This window comes from Methanothrix sp., assembly GCF_016706325.1.
Taxonomy (GTDB): domain Archaea; phylum Halobacteriota; class Methanosarcinia; order Methanotrichales; family Methanotrichaceae; genus Methanothrix.
This window is the reverse complement of sequence record NZ_JADJJX010000001.1, coordinates 590,926-617,207: the sequence shown is the minus strand read 5'-3', so window position 1 is coordinate 617,207 and position 26,282 is coordinate 590,926. Positions and strand designations below refer to the sequence as shown.

At 46.3% G+C, this 26,282-nt stretch carries 22 protein-coding genes and 2 pseudogenes; 11 read left to right on the top strand and 13 right to left on the bottom strand.

Annotation, left to right across the window (positions count from 1 at the left end):
* Window positions 1-62: 62 nt before the first annotated feature.
* The 6 genes from IPI63_RS03155 to IPI63_RS03130 all read left to right on the top strand — a co-directional run bounded on the left by IPI63_RS03155 (window position 63) and on the right by IPI63_RS03130 (window position 7,090).
* Complete coding sequence (locus IPI63_RS03155; RefSeq protein WP_292476582.1) at window positions 63-263, top strand: UDP-N-acetylglucosamine 2-epimerase; 201 nt, start codon at window positions 63-65, stop codon at window positions 261-263.
* Window positions 264-476: 213 nt separating this feature from the next.
* On the top strand, window positions 477-1,412 hold the full coding sequence (locus tag IPI63_RS03150; RefSeq protein ID WP_292476581.1) for an NAD(P)-dependent oxidoreductase: 936 nt from the start codon (window positions 477-479) through the stop codon (window positions 1,410-1,412).
* Between the two features lie 187 nt (window positions 1,413-1,599).
* Window positions 1,600-2,598, top strand: coding sequence for an NAD-dependent epimerase/dehydratase family protein (locus IPI63_RS03145; RefSeq protein ID WP_292476579.1), 999 nt, complete (start codon window positions 1,600-1,602; stop codon window positions 2,596-2,598).
* Window positions 2,599-2,886: 288 nt separating this feature from the next.
* On the top strand, window positions 2,887-4,251 hold the full coding sequence (locus IPI63_RS03140; RefSeq protein WP_292476577.1) for a glycosyltransferase family 4 protein: 1,365 nt from the start codon (window positions 2,887-2,889) through the stop codon (window positions 4,249-4,251).
* A gap of 474 nt (window positions 4,252-4,725) precedes the next feature.
* Window positions 4,726-5,679 carry a glycosyltransferase gene (locus IPI63_RS03135; RefSeq protein ID WP_292476576.1) on the top strand — a complete coding sequence of 318 codons (954 nt, stop codon included), beginning with the start codon at window positions 4,726-4,728 and terminating at the stop codon, window positions 5,677-5,679.
* A gap of 340 nt (window positions 5,680-6,019) precedes the next feature.
* The gene (locus IPI63_RS03130) at window positions 6,020-7,090 is read left to right on the top strand and encodes a glycosyltransferase family 4 protein (protein ID WP_292478189.1); all 1,071 of its coding nucleotides are present in this window, start codon (window positions 6,020-6,022) and stop codon (window positions 7,088-7,090) included.
* Between the two features lie 385 nt (window positions 7,091-7,475).
* On the opposite strand, the gene IPI63_RS03125 is transcribed toward IPI63_RS03130, so the two are convergent.
* The 3 genes and pseudogenes from IPI63_RS03125 to IPI63_RS03115 all read right to left on the bottom strand — a co-directional run bounded on the left by IPI63_RS03125 (window position 7,476) and on the right by IPI63_RS03115 (window position 10,706).
* Window positions 7,476-8,174, bottom strand: coding sequence for a transposase (locus IPI63_RS03125; protein ID WP_292476575.1), 699 nt, complete (start codon window positions 8,172-8,174; stop codon window positions 7,476-7,478).
* A 33-nt stretch (window positions 8,175-8,207) separates the two neighbouring features.
* A complete protein-coding gene (locus IPI63_RS03120; protein ID WP_292476574.1) occupies window positions 8,208-9,509 on the bottom strand; it encodes a hypothetical protein in 1,302 nt (433 codons plus the stop codon).
* Between the two features lie 809 nt (window positions 9,510-10,318).
* Window positions 10,319-10,706, bottom strand: a pseudogene (locus IPI63_RS03115) (transposase).
* A gap of 228 nt (window positions 10,707-10,934) precedes the next feature.
* Here IPI63_RS03115 and IPI63_RS03110 point away from each other — a divergent pair.
* Window positions 10,935-12,215: a polysaccharide pyruvyl transferase family protein gene (locus IPI63_RS03110; RefSeq protein ID WP_292476572.1), complete on the top strand. Its 1,281-nt coding sequence runs from the start codon at window positions 10,935-10,937 to the stop codon at window positions 12,213-12,215.
* 115 nt (window positions 12,216-12,330) lie between these two features.
* Here the strand turns inward: IPI63_RS03110 and IPI63_RS03105 are convergent.
* The 10 genes and pseudogenes from IPI63_RS03105 to IPI63_RS03060 all read right to left on the bottom strand — a co-directional run.
* A pseudogene (locus IPI63_RS03105) lies at window positions 12,331-12,521 on the bottom strand (IS200/IS605 family transposase); the annotation flags it as partial.
* Between the two features lie 213 nt (window positions 12,522-12,734).
* Window positions 12,735-14,090, bottom strand: a complete 1,356-nt coding sequence (locus tag IPI63_RS03100; protein ID WP_292476571.1) for a Coenzyme F420 hydrogenase/dehydrogenase, beta subunit C-terminal domain — start codon at window positions 14,088-14,090, stop codon at window positions 12,735-12,737.
* A complete protein-coding gene (locus IPI63_RS03095) occupies window positions 14,087-15,634 on the bottom strand; it encodes a lipopolysaccharide biosynthesis protein (RefSeq protein WP_292476569.1) in 1,548 nt (515 codons plus the stop codon). The genes IPI63_RS03100 and IPI63_RS03095 overlap by 4 nt, the downstream gene beginning before the upstream one ends.
* 225 nt (window positions 15,635-15,859) lie before the next feature.
* The gene (locus IPI63_RS03090; protein ID WP_292476568.1) at window positions 15,860-16,747 is read right to left on the bottom strand and encodes an NAD-dependent epimerase/dehydratase family protein; all 888 of its coding nucleotides are present in this window, start codon (window positions 16,745-16,747) and stop codon (window positions 15,860-15,862) included.
* A gap of 580 nt (window positions 16,748-17,327) precedes the next feature.
* On the bottom strand, window positions 17,328-17,801 hold the full coding sequence (locus IPI63_RS03085; RefSeq protein ID WP_292476566.1) for a methyltransferase domain-containing protein: 474 nt from the start codon (window positions 17,799-17,801) through the stop codon (window positions 17,328-17,330).
* Between the two features lie 182 nt (window positions 17,802-17,983).
* The gene (locus IPI63_RS03080; protein WP_292476565.1) at window positions 17,984-18,871 is read right to left on the bottom strand and encodes an NAD-dependent epimerase/dehydratase family protein; all 888 of its coding nucleotides are present in this window, start codon (window positions 18,869-18,871) and stop codon (window positions 17,984-17,986) included.
* Window positions 18,872-19,663: 792 nt separating this feature from the next.
* Window positions 19,664-19,930: a hypothetical protein gene (locus IPI63_RS03075; RefSeq protein WP_292476563.1), complete on the bottom strand. Its 267-nt coding sequence runs from the start codon at window positions 19,928-19,930 to the stop codon at window positions 19,664-19,666.
* Complete coding sequence (locus IPI63_RS03070; protein WP_292476562.1) at window positions 19,927-20,850, bottom strand: SDR family oxidoreductase; 924 nt, start codon at window positions 20,848-20,850, stop codon at window positions 19,927-19,929. The genes IPI63_RS03075 and IPI63_RS03070 overlap by 4 nt, the downstream gene beginning before the upstream one ends.
* Before the next feature lie 74 nt (window positions 20,851-20,924).
* A complete protein-coding gene (locus IPI63_RS03065) occupies window positions 20,925-21,404 on the bottom strand; it encodes a hypothetical protein (RefSeq protein WP_292478187.1) in 480 nt (159 codons plus the stop codon).
* Between the two features lie 23 nt (window positions 21,405-21,427).
* Complete coding sequence (locus IPI63_RS03060) at window positions 21,428-22,663, bottom strand: proteasome-activating nucleotidase (protein ID WP_292476560.1); 1,236 nt, start codon at window positions 22,661-22,663, stop codon at window positions 21,428-21,430.
* Window positions 22,664-22,708: 45 nt separating this feature from the next.
* Between IPI63_RS03060 and IPI63_RS03055 the strand changes: the two genes are divergently transcribed.
* From IPI63_RS03055 to IPI63_RS03040, 4 genes are read left to right on the top strand one after another with little or no spacing between them, the layout of a single operon-like run.
* The gene (locus IPI63_RS03055) at window positions 22,709-23,197 is read left to right on the top strand and encodes a multiprotein bridging factor aMBF1 (protein WP_214065315.1); all 489 of its coding nucleotides are present in this window, start codon (window positions 22,709-22,711) and stop codon (window positions 23,195-23,197) included.
* Between the two features lie 3 nt (window positions 23,198-23,200).
* The gene (locus tag IPI63_RS03050; protein WP_292476558.1) at window positions 23,201-23,791 is read left to right on the top strand and encodes an L-threonylcarbamoyladenylate synthase; all 591 of its coding nucleotides are present in this window, start codon (window positions 23,201-23,203) and stop codon (window positions 23,789-23,791) included.
* Window positions 23,788-24,726, top strand: coding sequence for a nucleotidyltransferase domain-containing protein (locus IPI63_RS03045; protein WP_292476557.1), 939 nt, complete (start codon window positions 23,788-23,790; stop codon window positions 24,724-24,726). The genes IPI63_RS03050 and IPI63_RS03045 overlap by 4 nt, the downstream gene beginning before the upstream one ends.
* A 2-nt stretch (window positions 24,727-24,728) precedes the next feature.
* A complete protein-coding gene (locus IPI63_RS03040; RefSeq protein ID WP_214065312.1) occupies window positions 24,729-26,243 on the top strand; it encodes an AMP phosphorylase in 1,515 nt (504 codons plus the stop codon).
* The last annotated feature ends 39 nt before the right edge of the window (window positions 26,244-26,282 follow it).

Here is a 26,282-nt window from a genome sequence, read left to right as displayed (position 1 = left end):
CTTTCTTTTCATCCCGTAGCGATGAGGGCGTCCGGCCCACCGGTGCCGCTCGGGCTCCGGGGGTGGGAGGCTGGTATCAGGGCCTGGCCCTGGCCGGTTCGGGTGGAGTGCAGGAGGAGGCCTGCATCCCTGGCATGCCCGGCGTGACCTTGCGGGATAACACAGAGAGGCCAGAAAAGATCGAGGTAGGGGGGCAAATGTGCTGGCGGGGGCCGGTTAGCGCAGATTATAGGCGGCGCCAGGCAGATGCTCGGAGCGGATGAAGGATGGAAGAGTCTATTTGGAGATAGGAACACTGGCAATAAAGTTATACAGATTATCGAAAGTTAACGTTTTTTTTCATTCAGCCAACGGAATTCAATCACAAAGGCAAGAGATCGCAAAGGCCTGCAAAGGTCAATTGAGTTCGTGATAGCCAACAGAACTTCGGACAAGCTTGATAAACATCTCATGATTATAATTCGTGGAGCTTTTATATGAATACTCGGAAGATACTAGTAACTGGCGGTGCAGGATTTATCGGCACTAATCTGGTAAATGAGCTTAAGAGCCGGGGTCATGAGGTAACGGCCCTGGACCTTTACAATACCGACCGGGAAGACTACATCCGGGGTGATGTCAGGAACTACCGGCAGTTGGAGAAGGTTTTCGACCAGCATAAGTTCGATTACGTCTATCACCTGGCTGCCGAGTACGGGCGCTGGAATGGTGAGGATTACTATGAGAATCTGTGGCAGACCAATGTGATGGGCACAAAGCACATTCTCCGCCTGCAGGAGAAATTGAAATTCCGGATGATCTTCTTCTCCAGTGCTGAGGTCTACGGAGATTACGAGGGCATCATGTCTGAGGATGTGATGATCAACAATCCCATAAAAGACACCTACCAGATGAACGATTACGCCATCACCAAGTGGGCGGGGGAGCTGATGTGCATGAACTCGGCCAAGATGTTCGGCACCCAGACCGTCCGGGTCCGGCCGGTGAACTGCTACGGCCCGCATGAGCACTACAATCCATACCGGGGGTTCATTCCCAAATTCATCTATCACGCTCTCTTCAACAAGCCTTACACCGTTTTCAAGGGCCACAAGAGGATAATTGATTATGTGGAGGATACTGCCCGGACCTTTGCCAATATCGTGGACAACTTCATTCCTGGGGAGGCCTACAACGTGGGCGGGCGCCAGGAGTGGGAGCGGGACATCAAGGAGTACTCAGACCTGATTCTGAGGGCGGTGGGAAGGGATGAAACCCTTGTCACCTACAAAGAGGCCGAGCCCTTCACCACCAAGATCAAGACTATGGACTTCTCCAAGTCCGTGTGGGATCTGAAGCATGATCCGAAATACCCGCCGGAAGAAGGGATCAAGCGAACTGTGGAATGGATGAAGTGGTACTACAGGATTTAGAGCCCTTTGCCAACGTTAACCACAGAGGAGCAGGGCTTTGGTGCAGACTTTGTGCTCTTCGTGAGCTTTATGGTTTATTATTCTGCGCAAGTTGGCTGAACAAAATTAGCGCAATGCAGACTCAAACCAAAAAAAAACGTACAGAATGGCTGACATAACTGCAACAGATTGTAAGTGGGATCGATAAATGAAAGACATTTACTCAGATTATGATGGAAAGACAATTCTTGTCACCGGCGGGGCGGGAGCAATAGGCGGAAACCTTTGCCGGAAGCTCTCTGAGCTGAACGCTGAGAAGGTAATAATCTTGGACGACCTCTCCTCCTCTTACGAGTGGAATATTCCCAAGGCCAAGAACATCATGTTCGTGAAGGGGAGCATCCTGGACGATGAGATGCTGAAGCGCGTTTTCAAGGAGAAGCCAGAGTACGTCTTCCATCTGGCGGCTCACTTTGCCAATCAGAACTCAGTAGATAATCCTGAGATCGATCTCATGGTTAATGGCATGGGAATTTTGAAGGTGCTGGAGTATGCTCAGCTTGTGGATATCAAGCGCTTCGTCTACTCCTCTTCAGGCTGCGGGGTCTATGGCCTTGATTCCGTGATGCCCTTTGAGGAGCATGATACCTCCATCAGCCTGCACACGCCCTATCAGGTCACAAAGCTGATCGGAGAGCTTTACACCAATTACTTCCATAACCTGTACGGCATGCCGACGGTCAATGCCAGGTTCTTCAACGTCTTCGGGCCGGGGGAGGTTCCTGGGAGGTACAGGAATGTCATACCAAACTTCTTCTACTGGGCCATGAACGGCAAGCCGCTTCCGATTACCGGCGACGGGACCGAGACGCGGGACTGGACTTATGTCGATGACATAATCCGCGGACTGCTGGCGATGGGGGTTGTGGAGGAGGCAATCGGCGAGGCCTTCAATCTCGGCTCGGCCAGGGAGCACAGGGTAATTGATATGGCCAATATGGTGAACAAGCTTACAGGGAATGAGGCGGGGATTGTATTTGCTGAGAGAAGGAATTGGGATGTGAAGTGCAGGCTGCTATCGTCGGTGGAGAAGGCAAAGAGGATACTGGGATACCAGCCAGAGATGAAATTTGAGGATGGGCTGAAAAACGTTCATCAGTGGTTCACGAATAATTTGGATGATATACGGAAAGCAGCTGAATTCTAATGCGACGCCGCTAACATCATCTGTGCCTTAGATCATCCGGACCTGGAGAGCCTAGCCCAGGATGCGGCTCTTGGTGGAGCATCGATTCGAAAGAACTGTGGAGAAATGAAGAAAGGTGCTGGAGGTGGTCTGCAATGACGCATGGTGGCGGAGGAACTAAGAGACCGTCAGCGCTTCATCATATATTCTGCATTAATTACATTAAAAAATTGCTCCCGATGATACTCGTCACCCGTTGTAGATGAGGGCTGCAAGTATTGGGTTCAACGCACTCATGGAAGTTATAGTATGCTTGAGGATGGTAAACAGAAGTTGGAAAACCTAGCTGATCAGAAACCTAAATCTGAATTCAAACCGCTAAAAATTCTCGTTGTTGTGCCCAATTTCATTCCGGAAATTGGCAGTGCGGCGCACATATACTATGACCTTTCAAAATGTTTTGTTAACAGAGGTCATGAGGTTGATGTTATAACGACCTATCCCAGAGGGCATTACCTTTCCGAAAATAGTATCGATCCAAATATACCTCTAGACGAAGTAATTGATGGAATCAATATCCATCGATGTAAGTATCCGGTTATCAGGGATAATATTGTCATTCGAGGACTCGAACATTTCATAATTCCTAGGTTGTATTTTAAAAAATATCTTGAAATAGGGAGAAAATTTGATTTGAGCCTGATATATATACCTCCATTACCTCTTTATTATTTTGCAAAAAAAATAAAGAAATATGATGGGACACCATCCATCTTGAATTATCAAGATTTTCATCCCCAAGAACTTATAGATGTTGGGATTATCAGAAACCCTCTGGTGCGAAGAATTATGGAACATATAGAAAGACAATCATACAAGAATTCGGATTACATTACCGTGCTTACTGAAGGAGGTATAGAATTTGTTACACAGAGGGGGGCAGATCCAAAAAAAGTCTGCCATATATATAACGCTGTAAATCTAAATGACATCAATTCTCATCAAACAACAAATGATTTCAAAAAGGAAGAAGGGATCGAAGATAAATTTCTCATTTCTTACGCTGGGATTCTTTCATATTTCCAAAATGTAGACCAAATTCTCGAAGTCGCCAAAGAACTAAAGGAATACAACGATATCGTTTTCTGTATAGTAGGCGACGGAAACAGCAAAGAGATATTAGAGCATAAGATCTCTAAAGAACAAATTAATAATGTTAGATTGCTCCCACTTCAATCGCGAGATAAATATTACGATATCATAAAATCGTCAGATATTTCGCTATTATCCCTTGATAGTAGAATGCAAGCTCCTTGTTTGCCAGGGAAGACCATTAACCTCATGGCATTTGGGAAGCCGATAATTGCACTAGTTCCGGAAAATAGCGAGACTGCAATTATCCTGAAGCGCGTACAATGTGCAGTGGTAGTAAATCCAGGAGATATTGAAGGAATGCGATCGGCTATTCTTCGCCTTAAGGATAACGCTTCTGCTCGTGAAGCAATGGGAAACAACGGCAGGAGGTACCTGGAGCAGAACATGAACGTGGAAAAGAGCGTATCCATATACGAAGAGATTTTTCGCGCCCTTACAGAAAATAAGGATTTGGCGGAGAGGTCGATTTCTTCGAGCAGCAAGAATACGTTTGGAGGTATGAATTCTCATGGCACATAAAGTGGCAATCTTGGATACAAATGCCCTGGAAAACAAGGGAAGCTATGGAAGACTGATAGGTCTATTAAGAGCCCTTTTGGCTTAGATGGTATTTTGTTGTGAATTATGCAGGGATTATGCCTTACTTATAAGATGTTGACACTTTGATTATTATAATTAAATTAATATTAATTATATAATTGAATGGATGTAAAATTCCTCCCATTTAATGATAGTTCGAAAACGCAAAATGTTATATAAAACATAAATAATTTAAATAACGTCAGCTCATTATCTAATCAGATGCAAGGAAAATACGAACAACTATTTTCGAGATACTCAAAATCAAATGAGGGATAAAATGGAACGAGGGTCTTCTATATGGATAGGAAGCTTTCAATTTAGCCCTATCTACAAATCTCATTGTTGCGCATTGGGCAATCAACTCGAAAAATTAGGATTTTCTGTTAGATATTTATTTAGCAAGGAGTATGATTGGATGCTAACAGATCACCAAAAAAAAATACTATTTTTATTGGTAATTCTACCGATATCCTTTCTGCTATTCGGGATGGTTTTGATTTAAGGAATGTTGCAATTTTAAGGGAAAAAATTATAAGTGAGAGACCTGATTATATTTATATGTATAATTTCCATCCTTTTTTAAATTATTATTTAGCTAAACTAGCGCAAAGAAATAAGATCAAATACATATACCATATGCAGGAACCGTATGCTGAAAATAAAAAAATCTATGGAGGAGCATCCCAATATTGGCTACATACGTTTGAATTTTTTCAAGAAAAATTAGTAAATAATGTGAATACCGTTGTCCTTTCGTCTAATGTGGCGAGAAATCTTTTTAAAAAAAGATATAAAAAATTTAAAAGGAATGTAATATTCATACCTTTAATGTATGAAGACCTTGGACATAATGATAGAAATGAAAAAAGAAGATATATAACTTTTATAGGGCCACCTGTTCCTTCAAAATCTCCAGAAACTTTTCTTAAAATAATAGATAATACACAAGATCTGGATCTAGATTATCTCTTAATTACTCGAAAGCCGGTTCGAGATAAAAAATATATTAAAAAGAATTTAGAAATATATTTTAAAGAGAGAATCAGCGACTATGAAATTGGAGATAATCTAAGCCGTAGCATTATGACAATTGCTCCATATAAAGTCTCAACACAAAGCTCTGTTATATTAACTTCATTTATGTATGGAACACCAGTTTTGTCTACAAATGTAGGTGGAATCTCTGAAGTAGCTTCTCATGGGAAAACAGGATATTTAGTAAATTTGGGTTCGTCAGTCAGTGAATGGATAGCAGGTCTTAAATTTATATTGTCAAATCAAACTATAATGTCTCAGAATTGCAGACAAGAATTTATAAATAATTTTTCTGAAGCAAATTGGAAAAATTATTTAGATTATTTATAGTATAGATCAAGTTGCAAGAGAATTGCTGTTCACAAGCTAATCATGACGGCACTAACAACATGAGGGTAAAGAGAATTGGATTGTGCCCAAATGCTAACCATGAAACTGGCGAGTTATTATCAGGGGTGGAGTCCTTTCTGAAGTCCGATTTGGGAAACGTAGGCATAATGATTTCTGACTTCCGAGAAACTGGGTACTCTGCCCGAAGCATACCCCATTCATTTTGAGTGGGGTAACAATGCTCAGTTTGATTTAGCGAGGCGAGAAAGCCATGAATGTTCCTGAATGCGAATCAAAACTTTTTTTCAAAGGCGATTTTCAATTTTCTGAATTGATTAAGATGATCCTTCCGGGGGAGGCGTCTCTGTACACGGTTGCAATATTGATCTCTTTCTTCCTGAAATCTGAAGGGGCCAGTAGAGTAGCCGAACTGCAGGCTAAGGAATTAACAGCAATGGGCTACTCTGTGGTTGTCTTTACATTTGAATCTGATATTCATCCCACTGACTTCAGCGTTAAGATCATAGAATCTTGCACAGGAACGTCTACATCTAAATTAAGTATATTATATAGGGCATTATTCCCATTTAACCTTTGGAAATCAATAAGGCTTAGCTCCAAACTCAAAACAACAAATTTAATCATCGTTCATCAGGAGACATTAGTAAATGTAGCCTATTATGCGAAATTATTTCATGGATCTAAAATAATTTATTGGCATCATCATATTACCGAATCTCGTTTAATGACATTGAGAGAGCGGCTCTATAATCTGATTATTTCTCCATTTAATTGGAGAAAGATAAAAACATTCAATTTCATTATCTCAATAAGCGAACATTCGAAAGACATGCTCAGGGAAGAAAAAGGCGTTGAGAGTATAGTAGTCTATGATGAAATTGAATATAGTAGATTTAATAATAATAATCTAGATGGAACATACATCCGGAAAAAGTACAATATTGAATTCGATGATCCTGTAATTCTTTTTGTTGGACGAATAACCCCAACGAAGAACATCCATTTTTTAATATCTGCTTTCAGAATCGTAAAGATGAAAATCCCCAATGCAAAGCTAATTATTGTAGGCAGGGCTTACAATAAACCCTATGCAGAAAGTTTAATGAGAAATTGCGATCCAGGAGTTTCTTTTGCTGGATTTGTGGCTGATGAAGAGCTGCCGAGTTATTACGCTGCATGCGATGTCTATGCTACGTGTTCTTTAGTAGAAGGATTTAATATGCCTTTAGTCGAAGCTCAAGCTTGTGGAAGATCTGTCGTTGCGTTCGACATTGGCCCTCATAGAGAAGTTGTAAAAAATGGCCTTATAGTTGCTGAAGGAGATCTTAACGGATTTGGTGCAGCTTTAATATATATATTGACTTCAAATAAAGGGGATGTGAGTCTCTAATAGGTTATAGTTTTATGAAACTGAACCTGGTCGAGCAACTGGATGCGATACCGCAGGCTGATGCAGAACTGTATCAGAGAACTAAACACCGAAAAGCACACATGAACGGCTATAAGGAATTATCTCTGAAAAAAACGAGCATGAGAACTAAGGCATAAGAAGCCTCAATTCCGGGAAATTTCCTTTAAGGGAAAAGCAATGCCGTGTTCAAGGAATCTCAACCCTTGGAGTTGAGAATCTATCAGCGTCTAGAGTCTCAAGGATATCTTAAAAACTCGACGCGGAAATAGAAGAATTCTTCAATAAGCCAATTAAACGCCTAATCTCTTATCATTATATAGATGTAAGCTAATAAGGGTTAATCCAAGATAGACTCCTCGCTGTTTCATGTGGGTAAATTGAATTTGAGTTTCCCGGTCCTAAGATAAATAGTAGTAATGAAATTTTTTGTTAATCTGAAACCTCTGGCACTGTCCTTTGCAACCTGGATCAGACTATTTGCTCCTTTCAGGATACCATTATCGATTTTAGTTTTAATATAGTTAGTTACACCATTCCAGTGACTCTTTATCATTTTAGCGCAATCGATCACAGGATCGAGTCTGCTATGCGTAGCCCAAAAATACCAACGTTTGAGGTAGTCCTCGGCTGATTCCCGAGATTCATAGCTCCAAAAGTCGCGAAGGGCTAATTTGATATTATAAGCTCTCACCGTTTTTAATCGGATACGTTTTAGTGGCGTTAACATCCTATTTTGATTGGTTGTGTGGTTCTCGGGATTTTTAAGCCAGATATATCTTGTTCTTTTCAGCAAAGTATTATGTGATTGTTCTTCACGCCCGACTTTATCAACGGCTTCATTCATCAATTTCATAACATGAAATTTATCAAATGTTATCGATGCATTAGGAAAACTATTTTCTATGCCAGATATAAAAGCAGGTGATATATCGCAACAGAAATTCTCAATATTTTCGCTAGATCCGTTATACAGCTCTAGATCATCTTTAAATGTTTCGATCATTGAGGCATCTTTTCCTTCGCATACATGGAACAGTTCCGAGGAACGTTGCCAAGAAACCAAGCGTCATGAGGAGAATGGAAAAACATCATTTGGTTATACTGAATGTATTACAGCTTCTCCATTGAAGTATACTCTACTTGTTTTCTCTATTTGTCGCTCTTTGTCTCCTTTTCTATTCCCCTTTATATTAAAAGTAATTAAGGTATTATTATCTTGATCATACGGATATCTCTCAAATACGATAATTCTGTCTAGTGGTGTCTCTCCCCAGAAAAAAATGGCAGAATGAATAAAATATCTTGTTGTATCTATTAAAATTATAGGTTTTGCGGGGCTAAACCCAGCTATCCACTTGCCAACAGCCTCATATTTCTGCATATCCGGCAAATTATTTTCACACCAATAATAATCATTTTGGCCGAGACTTTTAAAATAATAAGCAGGAATATAATTTCCTCCAAAGAATGTTAATGTTATTATTCCTGCTGTAAATATGCATAATAATACAGTTATTGTCGTTCTTTTATTCAGTGATTTTAGCCATATATCCCTCAGCCTGAATAGCGTTAATGCTGCAAATACCCCAATCAACGTTTCATAAAACGCCACAATCCTACCAACCTCCAAGAAAATCAACGTATTTCCAATAATACCAAGTGCAATTAGAAGTGTGCATATTATCGAAAATAATATCTCTTCATGCGTTTTGGTTTTCATTGTATAACAAATTGATCCAAATCCCAATATAAGTACAATAAAACGAATATTTTGTATTATATATGTTGGAAAAGGAACACTACCCTCAACAGAGACAAGGGGGGCATTATACGGATTTGCAGAAAAAATTATATGAATGTAATCATTAATATGTCCAGAAAATACATAAAAGTGATAGCTAAGAACTATTATTAGCAGAAGAATGCTAGAAAAAAATATTTCGCTTGTCCATTCCACTCCAAATATATTTAATTGAGGGCTTGAGAGATTTCTATTAGCTATTAGTATAAATAAAAGTGTGCAGGAAAGAGATATCAAGATAAATGATATAAATAAGGAAGAAAAATAATGAGATGTGGTAAATGCTATTATAAATATAATAGCAAGTATTCTATATTCCATTTTGTTCTTTAATTCCCACGACCTTGATAACACAACGAGCAAGAACACAAGGATTATAAAAGCATATCCTTGAGGGTGATATTCTGACTGATAAAAGATTACATGTGAACTTAGAGACGAAATTAGTCCAGATATAAGAGATACTCCATAATTTTGAGAGACTGAATATGCTAACAAATAAACTCCTAAGAAAAAAATCATCCCGAAAATGGGCTGTTGGTAATTAAATAACCACATGTGATCAATGCCTCCAATTTGGGATAATAATTCGGTCATTATCATCATTAAAGGCCAATTAATTAGATTTTCTAATGGAGGGAACCAATAACTATATATTTGTTCTAATGTCCGGAATTCATGTATATTTAGAAATGTGACCAAAAAGGCATACGGATCCCAAAGCACTGGGTACGATAATCGAAGATATGGGATGCACCTCGCAATAAAGCAGATCAACAAACATTGGGGCATAAAAAGTATCAATTCTTCTAAATATTGTATCATAAAAGAACCAATGATAATTGATAACAATAGAGCAAATATTAATATTACTACAGATATATCGCTAACTATCGTATTAATAAGGGTCGGAAACAGCTTAAAATATAAAGCACTAATTGCGACAAGTACCCATGAGATAATAGAAAGACAATAAAGAAGCTTTTTTCGTAATATTTTCATCATTTTTAAAACTAATTGAGAATTTTCTGTATATGCACATATTTTATTTTTCATTGCGTTGCCACCTATTTACTGCCCTACTGTCCTTGGTATGCTACTATTATATGTTATTCAGTATATGTTTACTCCTCTGAATAGTTCGATTAATGCTGATTTCACCTATGACAAGCATGTGGCAAACAATCTACCCCATCGGGAAACGATAATAATAATTAGCCTCGTTCGAAATCTGCTATTGAGAATTGGTTGCACAAGAAGCTGCTTAATTGGTTCATTGGTATCGATTATGATAAACACATCCGTTATCTCTAATATGGTGATTTGAAATTTTGAAAAATTGATAAAATCAGACTGCGTGCGGCCGCCCTACCCTAAGGATGGAGTATGCTTCGGCCCGCACGCCCTCACGCCCGGTTTTGTGGAATCTTGAAATCGTCAAGTCTTCGTTGCCATAATCTCCTGGACCCGCACGATTGAATCTCCGCTTTCGGTTTCCTCTGAGATCCCTCAATATAGTGCTTGATTGTATCCGCAGTCACATTTCCCACAGATCGAAAGAACTTGCCACTTGACCATAGGCTTTTATTGAACGATTTTTATTAAGGAAGTACTTAGGTGGGATTCCAAGAGCAAGTGAGCGTGATCCGCCACAATTTCTATTATATGAATTTTATATATTTGCTCTATGTAACATGTCAATATTTTTGAGGATCAACTCACAATCCTGTTTAACTCGCCTGTCATAGAATATTTTGTATCAATACTTGAGCATCAACACGATGTGGAGGTGATTTGACCTTAGTCACGGCTGAAACTGCGCAATTTCAAGCTTATCACATCCTATCCACAGGTGGGTGGCACCGCCTGGGCTAGGGTGTCAAGTATAAACTCATCCTAAAAGAAGTGATGTTTAATCAATTTTGGTGAGCACAAAGAATGAGAGAGGGTTCACTTCATCCTCACTCTAAAGGATGGAGAATTCGCGACCCATCGCGCTCCCCATGTATTAACTGATGACCGATGAACTTCATTATGGAGATTGCTATGAAAGCTCTAATTTTAAATCTTGATCCTAAAAATAAGGGTAATGAGGCACTTGTCTCTTCGACCAAGTTTGTAATCAATCAATTTGAAGATGACATCAAATTCATTAATATGGGTGGGATGATAGATGCTATAAATTCGCAAAATACTATCATTCCATTACCTGCTGAGACTATTCTGAATCCCAACGCGTGGTTATATTTGCTAGAATGCTTTATCGTTAAGATCTTGCGACGATACGGATTTAAAGCCAGTTTGCCCACCATATCAAGAATCCATATTTACGATGATGTTGACGTTGTAATAAATAGCGGAGGAGACTATTTGAGTGGAGAAAAATTCACTTTGAGTGGTTTCTTAAATATTATATATGCTCTGTGGCTTGACAAACCAGTAGTTTTATTTGCTGAGAGTCTTGGATACTATAGATATTTATTGAACCGTATAACTGCCCGCTATGTTTTCGAAAATGTAAATCTGATATTGGTCCGCGAAGACCTTTCCAAAGAGTATCTATTGAAAATAGGGATAGATCCAGAAAAGATACATGTTACTGCTGACCCAGCATTTCTTTTATCTCCTGCACCACGCTCAAGGATTGATGAAATATTGAGATCTGAAAGCATTATAATCACATCGAGGCCGGTTATTGGCATAAATCCTAGTGGATTGATCGGTAGATATCGCGATCCTGCGGAGTCTGAAGAGGCATATACTCAGTCAATGGTATCTGTTATCGATCATCTTATTAAAAGTTGGGATGTTAATGTTTTATTAATACCACATGTGTATACTCCTGGCAGTGATGATAGAAGAATTATTGGTGAAATTATAAAAAACGCAAACAATCCACAGAGGATTTTTCAGATTAAGAATGAATACTCTGCAGCCGAGCTGAAAGGAATCATTCAACTATGTGATATTTTTATTGGCTCAAGAATGCACGCAACAATTGCCGCAACATCTCTTTGCATTCCTACTGTAGGAATTGCTTACAGCCATAAAATGAATGGAATTTTAGGCGGTTTGCTTGATATGGATCAGTATATCATCAAGATAAGTCAATTGAATGACACCCGGTTAATAGAAATTGCTGATTTGGTTTGGTCTAATAGAACTGCAATAAAGGAACACTTAGAAGAAACCATGCCGAGGGTAAAAGAAAAGGCTCTATTGAATGGATATTATTTTTCAAAATTCCTGAAAAATCTTGAGTCAAATCGGGCGAGTCATAGCAATCAACAAAACGAAAGGTAACCAATTCCTTGAGAATTTTTCCGGCCATATCTTCCAACGGTCTAGGGAATTCTACCTCTGAAGTCAAACAGCACACCCCACTGCAAGCTGCGAAGCATGTTCGAGTCGTTTGCCTTCATTCGAAATCCAGCAAATTCATTTGTTTATGGGATTTCTTTTCTTCAGGCGTTCCTTGTGTTTCAGCATAATTCCATATGGTGTCAGCTATAACACCATCGTCTACAGTTCCGACATAACCTCATCGCTCTAAAATTCTTCTTCCCAAAGCTGCTTTTTTACTTCTGAAAGCTTTTTAAAAAACTCTCCTTCGATAACGCCCTTTATATTTTGCACAATTCTTAAAGGCAAATAGTTGCAATGCCGACAAATACTTCAACCATTTGGTATCGATTATGCCGCTTTCCTTAAGTCGGTTTCTTGACCATCCCAGCAGCAAGCTGTGGGGTATTCATTTAAAAATAAATATACCTCTAATCATTAAATGAGCGATATGTCAAGGATTTATTATCGATGCTTAATTCAGTAGGTCGCCTTAATCGTCATTAGAAGATGATGAGCGACTCTGACCGGTAACATAATAGTATTTTGTATTGCCAGCTGCGTCAGAACCGGGCGCATCGCTTTTCTGAAGCTCTTTGTGTCTGTCATATTGTCAGCCCAAAGATCCTTGCTAATTATGCGCATCTCATCCTTCAAAACGATTTCCCTCCTCAAGAATAAATTTCTCGGTTTTTCTGGCCTTATCCTCGTTAGCACCTTTTGTCGTCTTCCCTGATCGAGATACATACGGTACCGTAGATGCTGCCGTTTGACCGCCACAACTCCTGCTTGACTCCTCACCAAACGATTGACCGAGATTGGTTCGAGCTGTGCTCCCTGCCCTCGTGCAATAGCTTTTTCCACTAGCGGTGACCTTACAAGCATTAGACTAGTTCCCCTGCCATCTTTCGCATATTCTGGGAGCCATGCATCCATGCAAGTTACATCCGCGCACTCTGCAAATATGTCATCGCAATAGTTGCAGGCATTCGGAGTGAACCATCGGTTCGTCCATGCCTCAGAGATCCCCTCTTTCCGAGAGATCTTCTTCACTTCGCCGTCATCAGTTGTGAAGGCAAAGTGAAAATTGGTCGCTGGGTGATCCAAGCTCTTTCCTCTGTATCGTACACCAATAACATTCCCTTGCGCTCCAACAACAGACGCTATATAATCAGTAAAATGCTTGCTCTTCATCTGCCCGCAGACAAGGCCTACGGTGATTGCGATCCTTTCTTTTAGCTTTGCATTTCTCTGCTGAGCTAGCCTGACGGCTTTGAGAAAACATGGAAGGCCGGTGATAGCATACCTGCCTGGCACCTCGATGACCTGCTTGATTACCCCCGACATCTCTACCGGGTAATAAGCGGAACCGGCCCCGGTCCGAATGCCCTCGGGAGTATTGAATATCCTGAAGGAGAAGAGTTTCTCGGGATTACCAGTGGGAGTAACGCAGATGACATGGTCGATGATGTCCTCTGCAAGCATCTTTTCCAAAAGCCAGGTAGCGATCCCACCCGAGGCACTGGTCTTTCGATGCTTCTCGGAGTATCCAACATATGATGCGAGATAGTAGCCGGTCTCAGGGCGGTGCTGGATCTCCGGGATTTCTCCATAGAGCCGGTTTCCGATTGTATCCTCATTTTCGCCTGAGTCGGTGAAGGGGCAGACCGTCAGGCAGGCACCACACTCCTTGGTGCATGGAGAGATCTCTACTGGGTTGTACTCTCCATAGCGGTTCCACTGCATCGCAAGGATGCTCTGTGGACAGAAGGCTGCACAGATGCCGCAGCCGATGCAGAGATTATGTTTAACCGTGTTCGCTATTACTGATTTCATACGATGATCCTCCTGACTGCTGGAGGCAGGTAGGATCCGAAGAGCTTGCGTTCAGATCCATTAAGACCGAATACCCAGACCGCCACAAGGTAAACCAGGGTGATAGTAGCAATGACAATGGCTGGCATTTCAGGAAAGGGGAGGACTGCACGAAGGGCTGCGGCCGAGATGCAGATTAGACCGGTAGCAGTGATCCCGGGGAGCATCGACTGGGTGAAGGTGTGTGCGCCTACTCCAAGCACTCTTGTTGCGTACCAGGGAGTGAAGAAGGCGTTCTTTAAGGTAAGGACGATCGCCCCAGCAGCTGCAACACCATAGTAACCCATTTCAGTCTGGAGCGAAAGGATGACTGCTAAGCAGAAGTTCCCGACTCCCATCAAGAATGTCACGATACCCGGCACCCGCACGCATTTGTGGGCGATGTTAATCGAGAAGAGAGGCATCACCGAGAAGTTGACCGTGAGGTGCAATGTCAGGAGGATCATCAGCGGCCAAAGGAAGGCAAACTCATCTCCCACCCAGAGAGTGAGGAGTTCAGGTGCAAGCCCGCAGACAAAACCGATCGGAAGAGCCATGGCAAGCCCCATCAGTTTGACAGCACTCTTTGTGACTTGGATAAGAGTGCCGGTCTGTTTTCGGGCATAACAGGAAAGGATTGTCGGTGTCAAGACGCCCGAGAGCATTCCGGCGATTGCCCGCAGGAGGATGACCCACTGTAGGACGATCGCATATTCGCCGGCAGATGGCGCCCCGAAAAGGAGGTTTACAATGATAAGGTCGATCTGAAGGAAGAGGAGGGCGCCGATATCATTTATGACCACCCACCATCCCATCCCACAGATTTCCATTACCCTTCCGCGGTCAAAGGAGTTGACTGAAATCCTTAGATGCGGGCAGACCCGCTTGGCAAGAAAGATCGCAATCCCTGATGCCACCAACGCTCCGACTAGGTAGGCTCCACCGATCAGGGCGAGGTCTGGATCAAGGATGGTAAAGAGAAGAAGGATCAATCCGGTCTGGATAATGAGGTTTGTTAAGTTGACAAGGTTCTGGAGGTCAAGGCGGTTATAGGCAAAAAGCTGGACAGTGAAGTTTCCGCTCCATGACCGGATCAGAAACCCGACTGAGACCCCGAGAAAGAGGAGGACTGCATCGGTCTCCATCCCTTTCGGAACATGGAAGATAGAGGGAGCGAAGCAGGCGATCATGAGGATGACCGGCACTATCAGAAGGATGACCACGGTAAGCCCGAAAAGAGCGGTGTTGAATGTCTTATTCGCCTCTTCGTAGTCTTGCCGCTGTAGGTCGATGGTGAGAAACCGGGAGACTGCGGTGTTAAGCGATTGGACGGAAATCGCTACATAGCTAGTGATCGAAGTCGCGAGCGGTATGATTCCGTAGGCAGCAATACCGAGGGTATTGATAAAGTAGGGCACAAGAAGTATACCTATGATGATGCTTGCTAGAAAATAAGTGATATTTGCCGCAAGGTTGCGGGGGAGCTGCCCGGCAAAGCGTTGATTAATCTCAGCCTCGGTCTGCACAATTTAACCTCAGGCAAAGGATTTACTTATGATCTTTGCTCTATTTGTACGTGTTTAGCTGACCAGTTTTATAGTTAGCATTTGGGATCGCGAATGAGAGCATTTAAATAGCAAAGAGAAATTCCAACAAAACGGGCTTTAAATAGGTTATAAGCATAAAGATAAATATGAATATATAATATCTAAAAATCCTTGAGTTAGCGCATATGGATATTCTTAAATCCCTTAGCCTGTAATCTCCTTCAGTCCTTCCTCCAGCGAATACCTGGTAGCAAATCCTAGGATCTCCATCCTAACAGTATCCGCCAGCGTATGCATCACATAGTTCTTAATGGGATTATCTCTGTAAATTGGCTTTAGATCCGTTTCCAATCGGGAATTTATTAGGTCCACCACATGATTGAAGCTAAAAGCCTTGCCTGTGCCAGCATTGAAGATCCCAGTACCTTTCTTTGAGGTTAGGAGCATAGCATCCACTATATTCTTCACATAAGTAAAGTCACGGGTCTGGCTACCGTCGCCGAATATGAGCGGCCGCTCTCCGGCTTTCATGCCCCAGAGGAACTGCGAGACCATGTTGGCATAAGTCCCCTTGGCCTCTTCATGCGGGCCGTAGACTGAAAAGAATCTGAGCCCCACATAATCTATCCCATAGAGCTGATAGTAGAGCTCAGCCACCCTCTCAATGGCCAGCCGTGCCTCGGTGTAGTAATCTTTGACCTGTATGGTTGCATCTTCGCGGTGCGGAGTGGGAACGCCGTTGTAAACCGAGGACGAGGAGGCGAATACTACTTTTTTGGCCTCGCTTCTCCGGGCCAGCTCCATTGTGGCCACCATGCCGTTTATGGCCTCACCCACCAGAAAGGGATCCTTCTTGTACATGGGCGAGGAGGAGGGAATCCCTAGATGAAATATGACCTCCGGCTGCAGCCCCAGATCCAGGCAGTTGTTGCAAGATCCCTTGATGAAATTCACATCCTTCTTTACCGATTGGAGATTATCGATGCTGCCGGTATGCAGGTTGTCAAGTACTGTGACCTCATAGTCATCAACCAGCTCCTCCACCAAATTGGAGCCGATAAATCCCGCTCCTCCAGTAACCAGTGCCTTCATCTATTTACCCCTCTATTGAATAATTTTATCGATATACTATAAAATCGGTTTATTGAATTGGATGTTGAAAAAATAGGCTGATGCGCGTCCTTTGCGGTCTATGTGCCCTTTGCAGTTCAATTCCGTTTTTTCCTCTGTGCCTCTGCGCCTATGTGGTCTCGTGGTTACAGTGGTCAGTTTCTATTGCCAACTAACGGAGACGCAGAGGCTTTTGCTTCTTTCAGGAAGGGCGACCTTGGGCAGAGTCGGCTCATCTCCGAAGATCGCTGATGAGGATGGGAAGATGAAACTCACTGCCCGGAGTCCTTAGCCGCCATCAGCACATTGAGCGTGCCATCCATCCAGGATGCGTATGCCGAAACCATAGAAAATTTTGGCTCTTCGCTATTTCGTGTGGGTAACCTCAGGATATCGATTCTTAATCCATGATACAAAGCCTGCAATGAGTCAGGCTTTAAGGATGATTGGTATTGATCCCATCATCAACTGTGCTATCCCGGCAATTGTGCGATAACTCTGATCATACCTTAGGATTCTTGGCCACCCACATAAAACAGCGAGGAGCCAAAGAAAAACATAATTATCGAATCCAGATAAGCTCGCTTTTCGTACCTATGATGTGCAAATCACTGCAATAAGGAATACCAAAAGGCCCTTTTTCAAATACCCTTTTTATTTGCCTGATTCCTACTGATTCTAATAAATTCTTAAGCAAACCGAAAGAGAAGCCACATTTATGAAAATTTCCTTCATATTCTTGTCCACCATAAATATTTTCTACATTCTTGGATGTAGGTTTTAGGAAGAATAAGAGAGCCCTTATACGTAGCCAAGGGCAGCGAATTTCTATTTGACCCCCAAGCTTTAAAACTCCAACCCATTCAATTGCTACATCACGAATTTCTCTGTGGCTAAAGTGCTCTATTGTATGTGCGGAATAGACTCGGTCAAACGACCCTGGTTTAAATGGAAGCCTAGTAGCATCTGCAATGACATCCACAGCTTTCGTTTTTCGTCTATCCACTCCAACAGCACCATCCATTTTTTTTTTCACCGCACCCTATATCAAGCACAAACATAAAATTCACCTCATATCCCATTAAAATTTGGATGTCTCTAATTGTCCTTCAAATCACAATAGCAGACCCGTCCAGATATAAGAAAAAATATAGAATTAAATATAGATATAACACGAAAAAATCCTTAAGCAAGATCATATGATTATTTTATAAATCCTTAGCCTGTTATCTCCTTCAATCCTTCCTTCAGCGTGTACCTAGAAGCAAATCCTAGGCTATTCATCCTGGTAGTATCCGCCAGCGTATGCATTACGTAGTTCTTGATTGGATTCTCTCTATAAATGGGCTTCAAGTCTGATCCCAGACAGGAGTTGATCAGGTCCACCACGTAGTTGAAGCTGAAGGCCTTCCCAGTTCCAGCATTGAAGATCCCAGTACCTTTCTTTGATGTCAGAAGCAGGGCATCCACGATATCCTTCACATAAGTGAAGTCACGGGTCTGGCTACCGTCGCCGAATATGACCGGCCGCTCTCCGGCTTTCATGCCCCAGAGGAACTGCGAGACCATGTTGGCATAAGTCCCCTTGGCCTCTTCATGCGGGCCGTAGACCGAAAAGAATCTGAGCCCAACATAATCTATCCCATAGAGCTGATAGTAGAGCTCAGCCACCCTCTCGATGGCCAGCCGTGCCTCGGTGTAGTAATCTTTGACCTGTATGGTTGCATCTTCGCGGTGCGGAGTGGGAACGCCGTTGTAAACCGAGGACGAGGAGGCGAATACTACTTTTTTGGCCTCGCTTCTCCGGGCCAGCTCCATTATGGCCACCATGCCGTTTATGGCCTCTCCCACCAGAAAGGGATCCTTCTTGTACATGGGCGAGGAGGAGGGAATCCCTAGATGAAATATGACCTCCGGCTGCAGCCCCAGATCCAGGCAGTTGTTGCAAGATCCCTTGATGAAATTCACATCCTTCTTTACCGATTGGAGATTATCGATGCTGCCGGTATGCAGGTTGTCAAGTACTGTGACCTCATAGTCATCAACCAGCTCCTCCACCAAATTGGAGCCGATAAATCCCGCTCCTCCAGTAACCAGTGCCTTCATCTATTTACCCCTCTATTGAATAATTTTATCGATATACTATAAAATCGGTTTATTGAATTAGGTGTTGAAGAAATGGGCTGATGCGCGTCATTTGTGGTCTATGTGCCCTTTGCAGTTCAATTCCGTTTTTTCCTCTGTGCCTCTGCGCCTATATGGTCTCGTGGTTACAGTGGGCAGTTTCTATTGCCAACTAACGGAGACGCAGAGGCTTTTGCTTCTTTCAGGAAGGGCGACCTTGGGCAGAGTCGGCTCATCTGCAAAGATCGCTGATAAGGATGGGAAGATGAAACTCACTGCCCGGAGTCCTTAGCCGCCATCAGCACATTGAGCGCGCCATCCATCCAGGATGCGTATGCCGAAACCATAAAAAATTTTTTATTATTTTTCAATTCCGGACTGGGCATTATTAAAATAATATATTTATTACCTTCAACCCGAAGATCTGAGCCTCATCCTCTCCATTCAACCCCCCTCAGCTGATTCTCTCCAGCTCGCGCTACAGTCCGATCCAGAATCCTCTTATCACAGGCAATCGGCATCCTTTTTGGCGCCACATCAATTCAGATTCCGGCGGCTTGATCTCAGCGGGCTTATATTCTCGCCCCTGGGCGGCCTTTAAGCCTCCAGTCCTCTGAGCATCTCATTCATCTCGAAGTTCTTAAATCTTTTTCTAATATCAATCCATAAAACCTTCCAATACATCTGAAAATCCTTTATTGCTTGATCAATCAACCGGGACGCCCCACCCTGCGCGATCTCCGCCAGGGCATTCAATAGAAAACATCGCCCTGCTCACTCCCCTCCAGGAGAGGGCAGCAGAATGAGCATGAAAAATAGCATCCCGGTTTCGCTCGTCCGGCTGACTTTCAGCCTGCTCTTTATTCTATAATCATCTGGTCTATCTTGGCCAGGGCCCGGCCCTCGCCTGACCAGCTCGCCTGCCCCCTTCCCGCACTGCTCGGCCCTCCCTCTCCGATAGGAAAGGCAGAGGAGGGGCACCGGCTCAGCCAGGATGACCTCACAGATCTCATAGCCAGGCCCGTCCGGCCGAGCAATCACCGGTGTTTGGCAAACCACTCCACCGTCTTTTCCAGCCCCATTTCCAGATCATATTCCGGCTCATAGCCCAGCTCCCTTCTCGCCCTGCTTATGTCCGCCAGAGAGTCTCTCACATCCCCCGGCCTTGCCGCTTCATAGACCGGGGCAATGCTCATTTTAGTGATCCTCATGATCTTTGCTGCCAGCTCATTCAGGCTCACTCTGCAGCCGCAGGCCACATTGAATACGCCCTCCGCCGGCCCTTCCATGGCCAGGATATTGGATTTGACCACATCCTGTACGAATGCGAAGTCCCGCGTCTGCCCTCCATCCCCATAGATCACCGGGGCCTCCCCCGCCAAAATCCTGGTGATGAACCTGGGGATGACTGCCGCGTACTGCGAATTGGGGTCCTGCCTTGGGCCGTAGACATTGAAATATCGCAGGCATGCTGTCTTCAGGCCGTAGACCTCTGAGAAGGCCTGGCAGTAGTACTCCCCCGCCAGCTTCGAGACTGCATAAGGGGATAGCGGATTGGGCCTCATCTCCTCCCTCTTGGGAAGAACGGGGTCATTCCCGTAGGCGGCTGAGGATGAGGCATAGACCACCTTTCTCACTTTGCAGTCCCGGGCGGCTACAAGCACATTCAGGGTGCCGCTGATATTGGCCTCATTGGATGCTACTGGATTGTCAACAGAGCTTTGAACTGAGGCGATGGCAGCCTGGTGGAAGATCGTGTCCGCCCCGGAGAACTCCCGTTTGAGAAGCTCGAGATCGGTGATGCTGCCCCTGATGAAATCTATCCTGCCCATGATCGATTCGAGGTTCTCGATCCTGCCCGTGGAGAGATCATCGATCACTGTAACCTCATGCCTCTTCAGCAATTCCTCTGCCAAGTTGGAGCCGATGAACCCCGCTCCACCAGTTACAATTATCTTCATGGATAAATTCATCTCCTGAATGACGAGACTTCATGCCTTCGAAGAACCATAATTCATAGATCGCTCTTGACGGACTATCGTGCCTGAATCTCCCTCTCGATCATCTCCGCTGAGAGCACTGTCCCCCGGCAGGTGTGCATGTTTATGGAGAGCAGCAGCCCCACGACCCTCCCCTCCTGCACCAGGGGACTGCCGCTATCCCCGGGCCCGGGGAGATCCCCTGGGGGCAGAATCACATAGACTATCGACCAGGAGGAATCGGAGACCCGGCAGTCTATGGAATGGCGGGCATTCACCAGCTCCGCCCTGCCTGGATGGGGCCGGCCTAAAGCCGTCCTCTGGCAGGGGGCGGGAACGGGAAAAAAGGCCAGATCGGCATCATCCGGAATATAGGATACCCGGCAGGAGACGCCCCCCAGCCTCAGATCCCGCGTCTTCGCCTGATGAAAAATATGGGCCGGAGCCACGCCGGCAAAGCCGTCGCGCCAGGGGATGATCGCCCCGACCACACCACCGGAGCGGCCGGCTATGAACTGGTCGCCTGATCTGATCACATTATCCAAGCTCGCTTGATGCCTCAGATATACTGCTGGATGAGCCCCTCAGGCTCAGCCATATGATCCCTCCCTTTGAGCAGGATCTTTGCTGCCGCCCTCTCAAAATCGCTCTGGTAGACGGTGATCCTCTCCTCCCGGATGGCATACATGCCCGCCTCAGTGGAGAGGGCCTTCAGATCAGCGCCGCTTGATCCCTCAGAGAGATCGGCTATCAGCCGCAGGTTCACATCCCTGTCCAGGCTCATGCCCCGGGTATGGATCTTGAGGATCGCCTCCCTTGCCTCCCTGTTGGGCAGGGGGATCTCAATCACCCTATCGAAGCGCCCCGGCCGGAGCAGAGCCGGATCGAGCATATCAGGACGGTTGGTGGCAGCGATGAGCTTGACCTCACCCCGGGGGTCAAAGCCATCCATCTCCGCCAGGATCTGCATCAGTGTCCTCTGCACCTCGCGATCACCGCTGGTGGCGCCATCCATACGCCGGGCGCCGATGGCATCCAGCTCATCGATGAATATTATCGCCGGGGATTTGCTCTTGGCCAGCTCGAATAGCTCGCGAACCAGGCGCGCCCCCTCACCGATATACTTTTGCACGAACTCCGAGCCCACCACCCGCATGAATGTGGCCTCTGTGCTCTGGGCGACAGCCTTCGCCAGGATGGTCTTGCCCGTGCCTGGCGGCCCGTGCAGAAGAACCCCTTTGGGAGGATCGATCCCCACCGAGGCGAACAGATCCGGCCTCTTCAAGGGGAGCTCGACGATCTCCCTGATCTCAGAGATCTGAGTGTCCAGCCCTCCGATCTGAGAGAACTGCACATCCGGAGCCTCCTCGATCTCCATGCCGAAGACAGCCGGATCGCGGGGGGAGGGAAGAACGCACATCACTGCAAATGACTGCTGGTTCAAGCCCACCTGGGCCCCGACCTTCAGCTCCTCCTCGATAAATTGAGATAGGCTGACGACGAATCTGGGGCCGGTGCTGCTCTTGACTATCACCCGGTTCTCATCCAGAACGTCTGCTATTGTTCCTACGATCATCGGACCGACGCGCAAGCGCTCCAGCTCACTCCTGAGCTTCCGGGCCTCACGCTCGAACTTGAGCTTCTGGTTCTCAATGAGCCTCTTCTCGCCTTCTACGCGGTCCTTCTGCTCACGCAGCGCCAGGTTTCGCTCTTCAAGCTGGCGCATCCGGTCCAGGATGTAGCGCGAGAAATCCGCGCCGGCCTGTGCCTCATTCATGCCTTCTCCACTATCCATAATTACAAAGGTTATTAAACTTTGACCCGTATAAAGGTTTCCGAAATGACCGAGAAGCAATGCGAGATTTGCGGCGCCGAGATCTCAGGTTCGCCCCAAAAGATCGTTATTGATCGCTCAACTATGGAAGTATGCAAGAGCTGTGCGCGCTTCGGAAAGCCGGAGGACAAATGGACGCCAGTTCCACGGAAGATGGTTCCTGTGGAGAGGGCCTTCACTGTACAGAGGCCCAAACCGCGCGACCAATTCAAGGATTTGGTGGAGTTGGTCCCGGAGTTCGGGCGCAAGATCAGAGAGGCGAGAGAGAGCCTGGGACTGACGCCAGAGGAGCTGGGTATGAGGATAAAGGAGAAGGTCACCCTTCTGAGGAAGATCGAGAGGGGGGATATCTCACCTGAGGACGAGGTCAGAAAGAAGCTGGAGAAGGAGCTGAAGATCAGGCTGACCGATCAGGCCAATGAGGCTCAGGTCAAATCCGGCGGCTCAGGCAGAGGGCTGACACTGGGGGATGTGGCAGACATCAAACGGAAATAAGAGATGATCGCCAGCGCTGCTCGATTTATCATTGGAGGGGGGGCAGTAGTGTACCCCACTGAGACCGTCTACGGCCTTGGTGCCAATGCTCTGGATGAGCAGGCGGTGCTGAGGATCTTTCTGATCAAGAAAAGGCCCCTATCCAGGCCCATCTCTCTGGCGGTCTGCAGCCTGGAGATGCTCAGAGATGTGGCCCATATTCGCGATGAGGAGATGAAGATCCTGGAAGAGCTCCTCCCCGGGCCGGTCTCCGTCCTCGTCCGGAAGAGGAGCATAGTTCCGGATATACTCACTGCCGGCTCTCCCCTGGTGAGCATAAGATACCCGGACCACAAGTCAGCCCTCAGTATAATCGATATTGCTGGACCCATCACCTCCACCAGCGCCAATCGCAGCGGCCAGCCGGCGCCGGTGAGCGCAAAGGAGGTGGCCGAAGAGATAAAGGAACGGGTGGACCTGGTGGTAGACGGTGGCAGATGCCAGTACAGCCAGCCCTCCACCCTCCTGGACCTGGAGAGAGGAGAGATAATCCGCCCGGGCGCGGGCCTGGATCGGGCGATGAAGGCCATAACGGCGATGAAGGCGATAGAGTGAGAGCCCGGATCAGGGACTTCTTCCAAACCATTGATGGCTGGATCTTTGCCGTATCTGATTACCACCATCCCCACGGCCTTCGCTCTCTGCTTCGCTATATCCCCGATCCGGCCGGGGAGCGGATCGCTGATGGCATACGATACCGGAAGATGGACTTCGACCAGGCATTTGATTTCTTGCGCCAGAAGAGGCCGGATTATATCAGCGATCTTCATGTGGTCCCCCCATCAGATCTCCTCCGGCTCTATGATCCCTCGCCGGGCCTGAGGGCCATAGTCGGGGGAGATCCCAAGACGAAAAAGCTCGCTCTCATACTCAGCCGGGCTGGGGTGCCCTGGGATAAGATGGGAATCACCGGCTCCAGGCTCATAGGCCTGCAGGCCCCGGACTCGGATATCGATTTCGTGGTCTATGGCCCCATGTGGTGGAGGGCCAGGGATATAGTGGAGCGGGCAAAGAGGGAGGGCGCTGTACAGGAGCTGGATGAAGAGACCTGGAAGAAAATATACAGCAAGAGGAATCCCGAGATCAGCCTGGATGAGTTCATCCTCCATGAGAAGAGAAAAGGGAACCGGGGCATGATCGACGGCACCTACTTCGATCTGCTCTTCACCCGCGACTGGGACCAGATCCAGCCCCTGGAGAGGGGCACTCCTGCCGGCCAGGGGCTGATTGAGGCCACTGTCACAGACTGTGAGTTCGCATTCGACAGCCCGGCCATCTTCCGGCTGGATCATCCTGAGGTGAAGGAGATCCTCTGCTTCACTCACACCTATGCCGGCCAGGCCCTTCCCGGCGAGAGGATAGAAGCGAAGGGCGTCCTGGAGGAGACTGCCAGTGGTCTTCGCCTGGTGGTGGGGACTACGCGCGAGGCGCGGGGAGAATGGATGAGATCGCTCTCGCTGATGGAAAAAGCTACTCAAGAGAGGTTATAGAAATGCTGCAAGTTCGACCCTTTGATATAGAGATAGGCCAGCACAAGGTTATGCTCAACACCACTGATGCCCGGGAGAGGGGCTTGAATCCTGGGGACCGGGTCAAGGTGAGGGCCAAGGGGGCGGTAACCACTGCCCTGCTCGACACCACCACCCAGATGGTCAACCCCGGGGAGATAGGCATCTTCACCGAGGCCCTCAAAGAGCTTAAAAATCCTGTGGATGTGGATATCATGCCCGCCCCAAGACCGGCATCTATCTGCCACATAAAAAGCCTGATGGACAACCAGAGGCTGAATGAGGATCAGATAAGGACTGTGGTGCAGGACATAGTGGACAACAATCTCAGCGATATCGAGCTTGCCGCTTATGTTACTGCCTCCTACATCCATAACATATCCCCGGAGGAGGTGGTCTGGCTGACCAAAGCGATGATCGAGACTGGTGAGCGGATTCACTTCGACACCCATCCGGTAATGGATAAACACAGCATCGGCGGCGTTCCCGGAAACAAAGTCTCCCTTCTCATTGTGCCCATTGTCGCCGCTTCAGGCCTTCTCATCCCCAAGACCAGCTCCCGGGCCATAACCGGGGCAGGTGGCACAGCCGACCTGATGGAGGTGCTGGCCCCGGTGGAATTCAATGCTGCCGAGATCAAGGAGATCACAGAGAAGGTGGGAGGAGTGATCGTCTGGGGCGGAGCCACCAATATCGCTCCCGCAGATGATAAGCTGATCAAAGCGGAGTATGCATTGTCCATAGATCCCTACTGCCAGATGCTCGCCTCCATCATGGCCAAGAAGGGGGCCGTCGGAGCGGATGCTGTGGTGGTGGACATGCCGGTCGGACCGGGCACCAAGCTGGCCACGCCAGATGAGGCTAGAACCATGGCCAAGGACCTCATCGATCTGGGTGATAAGCTCGCAATCCGGGTGGAATGTGCCATGACCTTTGGAGGCTCTCCCGTGGGAAGAACCATAGGGCCGGCGCTGGAGGTGCGGGAGGCGCTTGCCGTTCTGGAGAACAAGGGAGGGCCAAACAGCCTGAAGGAGAAGAGCCTCTCATTGGCTGGCATACTGCTGGAGATGGGGGGAGTGGCCGGACGGGGAGAGGGCCATGCTGCTGCAGAGGAGATCCTGACCAGTGGAAAGGCTCATGCCAAGCTGATGGAGATCATCGAGGCCCAGGGCGGCGACCCCAATGTGAAGAGCGAGGATATCGTTATCGGCGAGAACTGCGAGGATATCTTGGCACCAACGGGCGGATATGTGGTGGCCTTCTTCAACAAACGGCTGGTAGAACTGGCTCGCCTGGCTGGCGCCCCCTCCGACCAGAATGCTGGAGTTATCATCCATAAGAAGATGGGGGAGAGGGTGAAGAAGGGTGAGCCTCTGATCACCATCTGCTCCTCATCGGACTGGGAGCTGGATAGCGCAGTCAAGGATGCCAAGAGAGCTATGCCAATAGTGGTAGAGGGAATGCTGCTGGGACGGTATCCCCGCATAACTGAGCTTTAGAGATGCAGACTGAGATTCGGAGTGCAGATTGATGAGCTT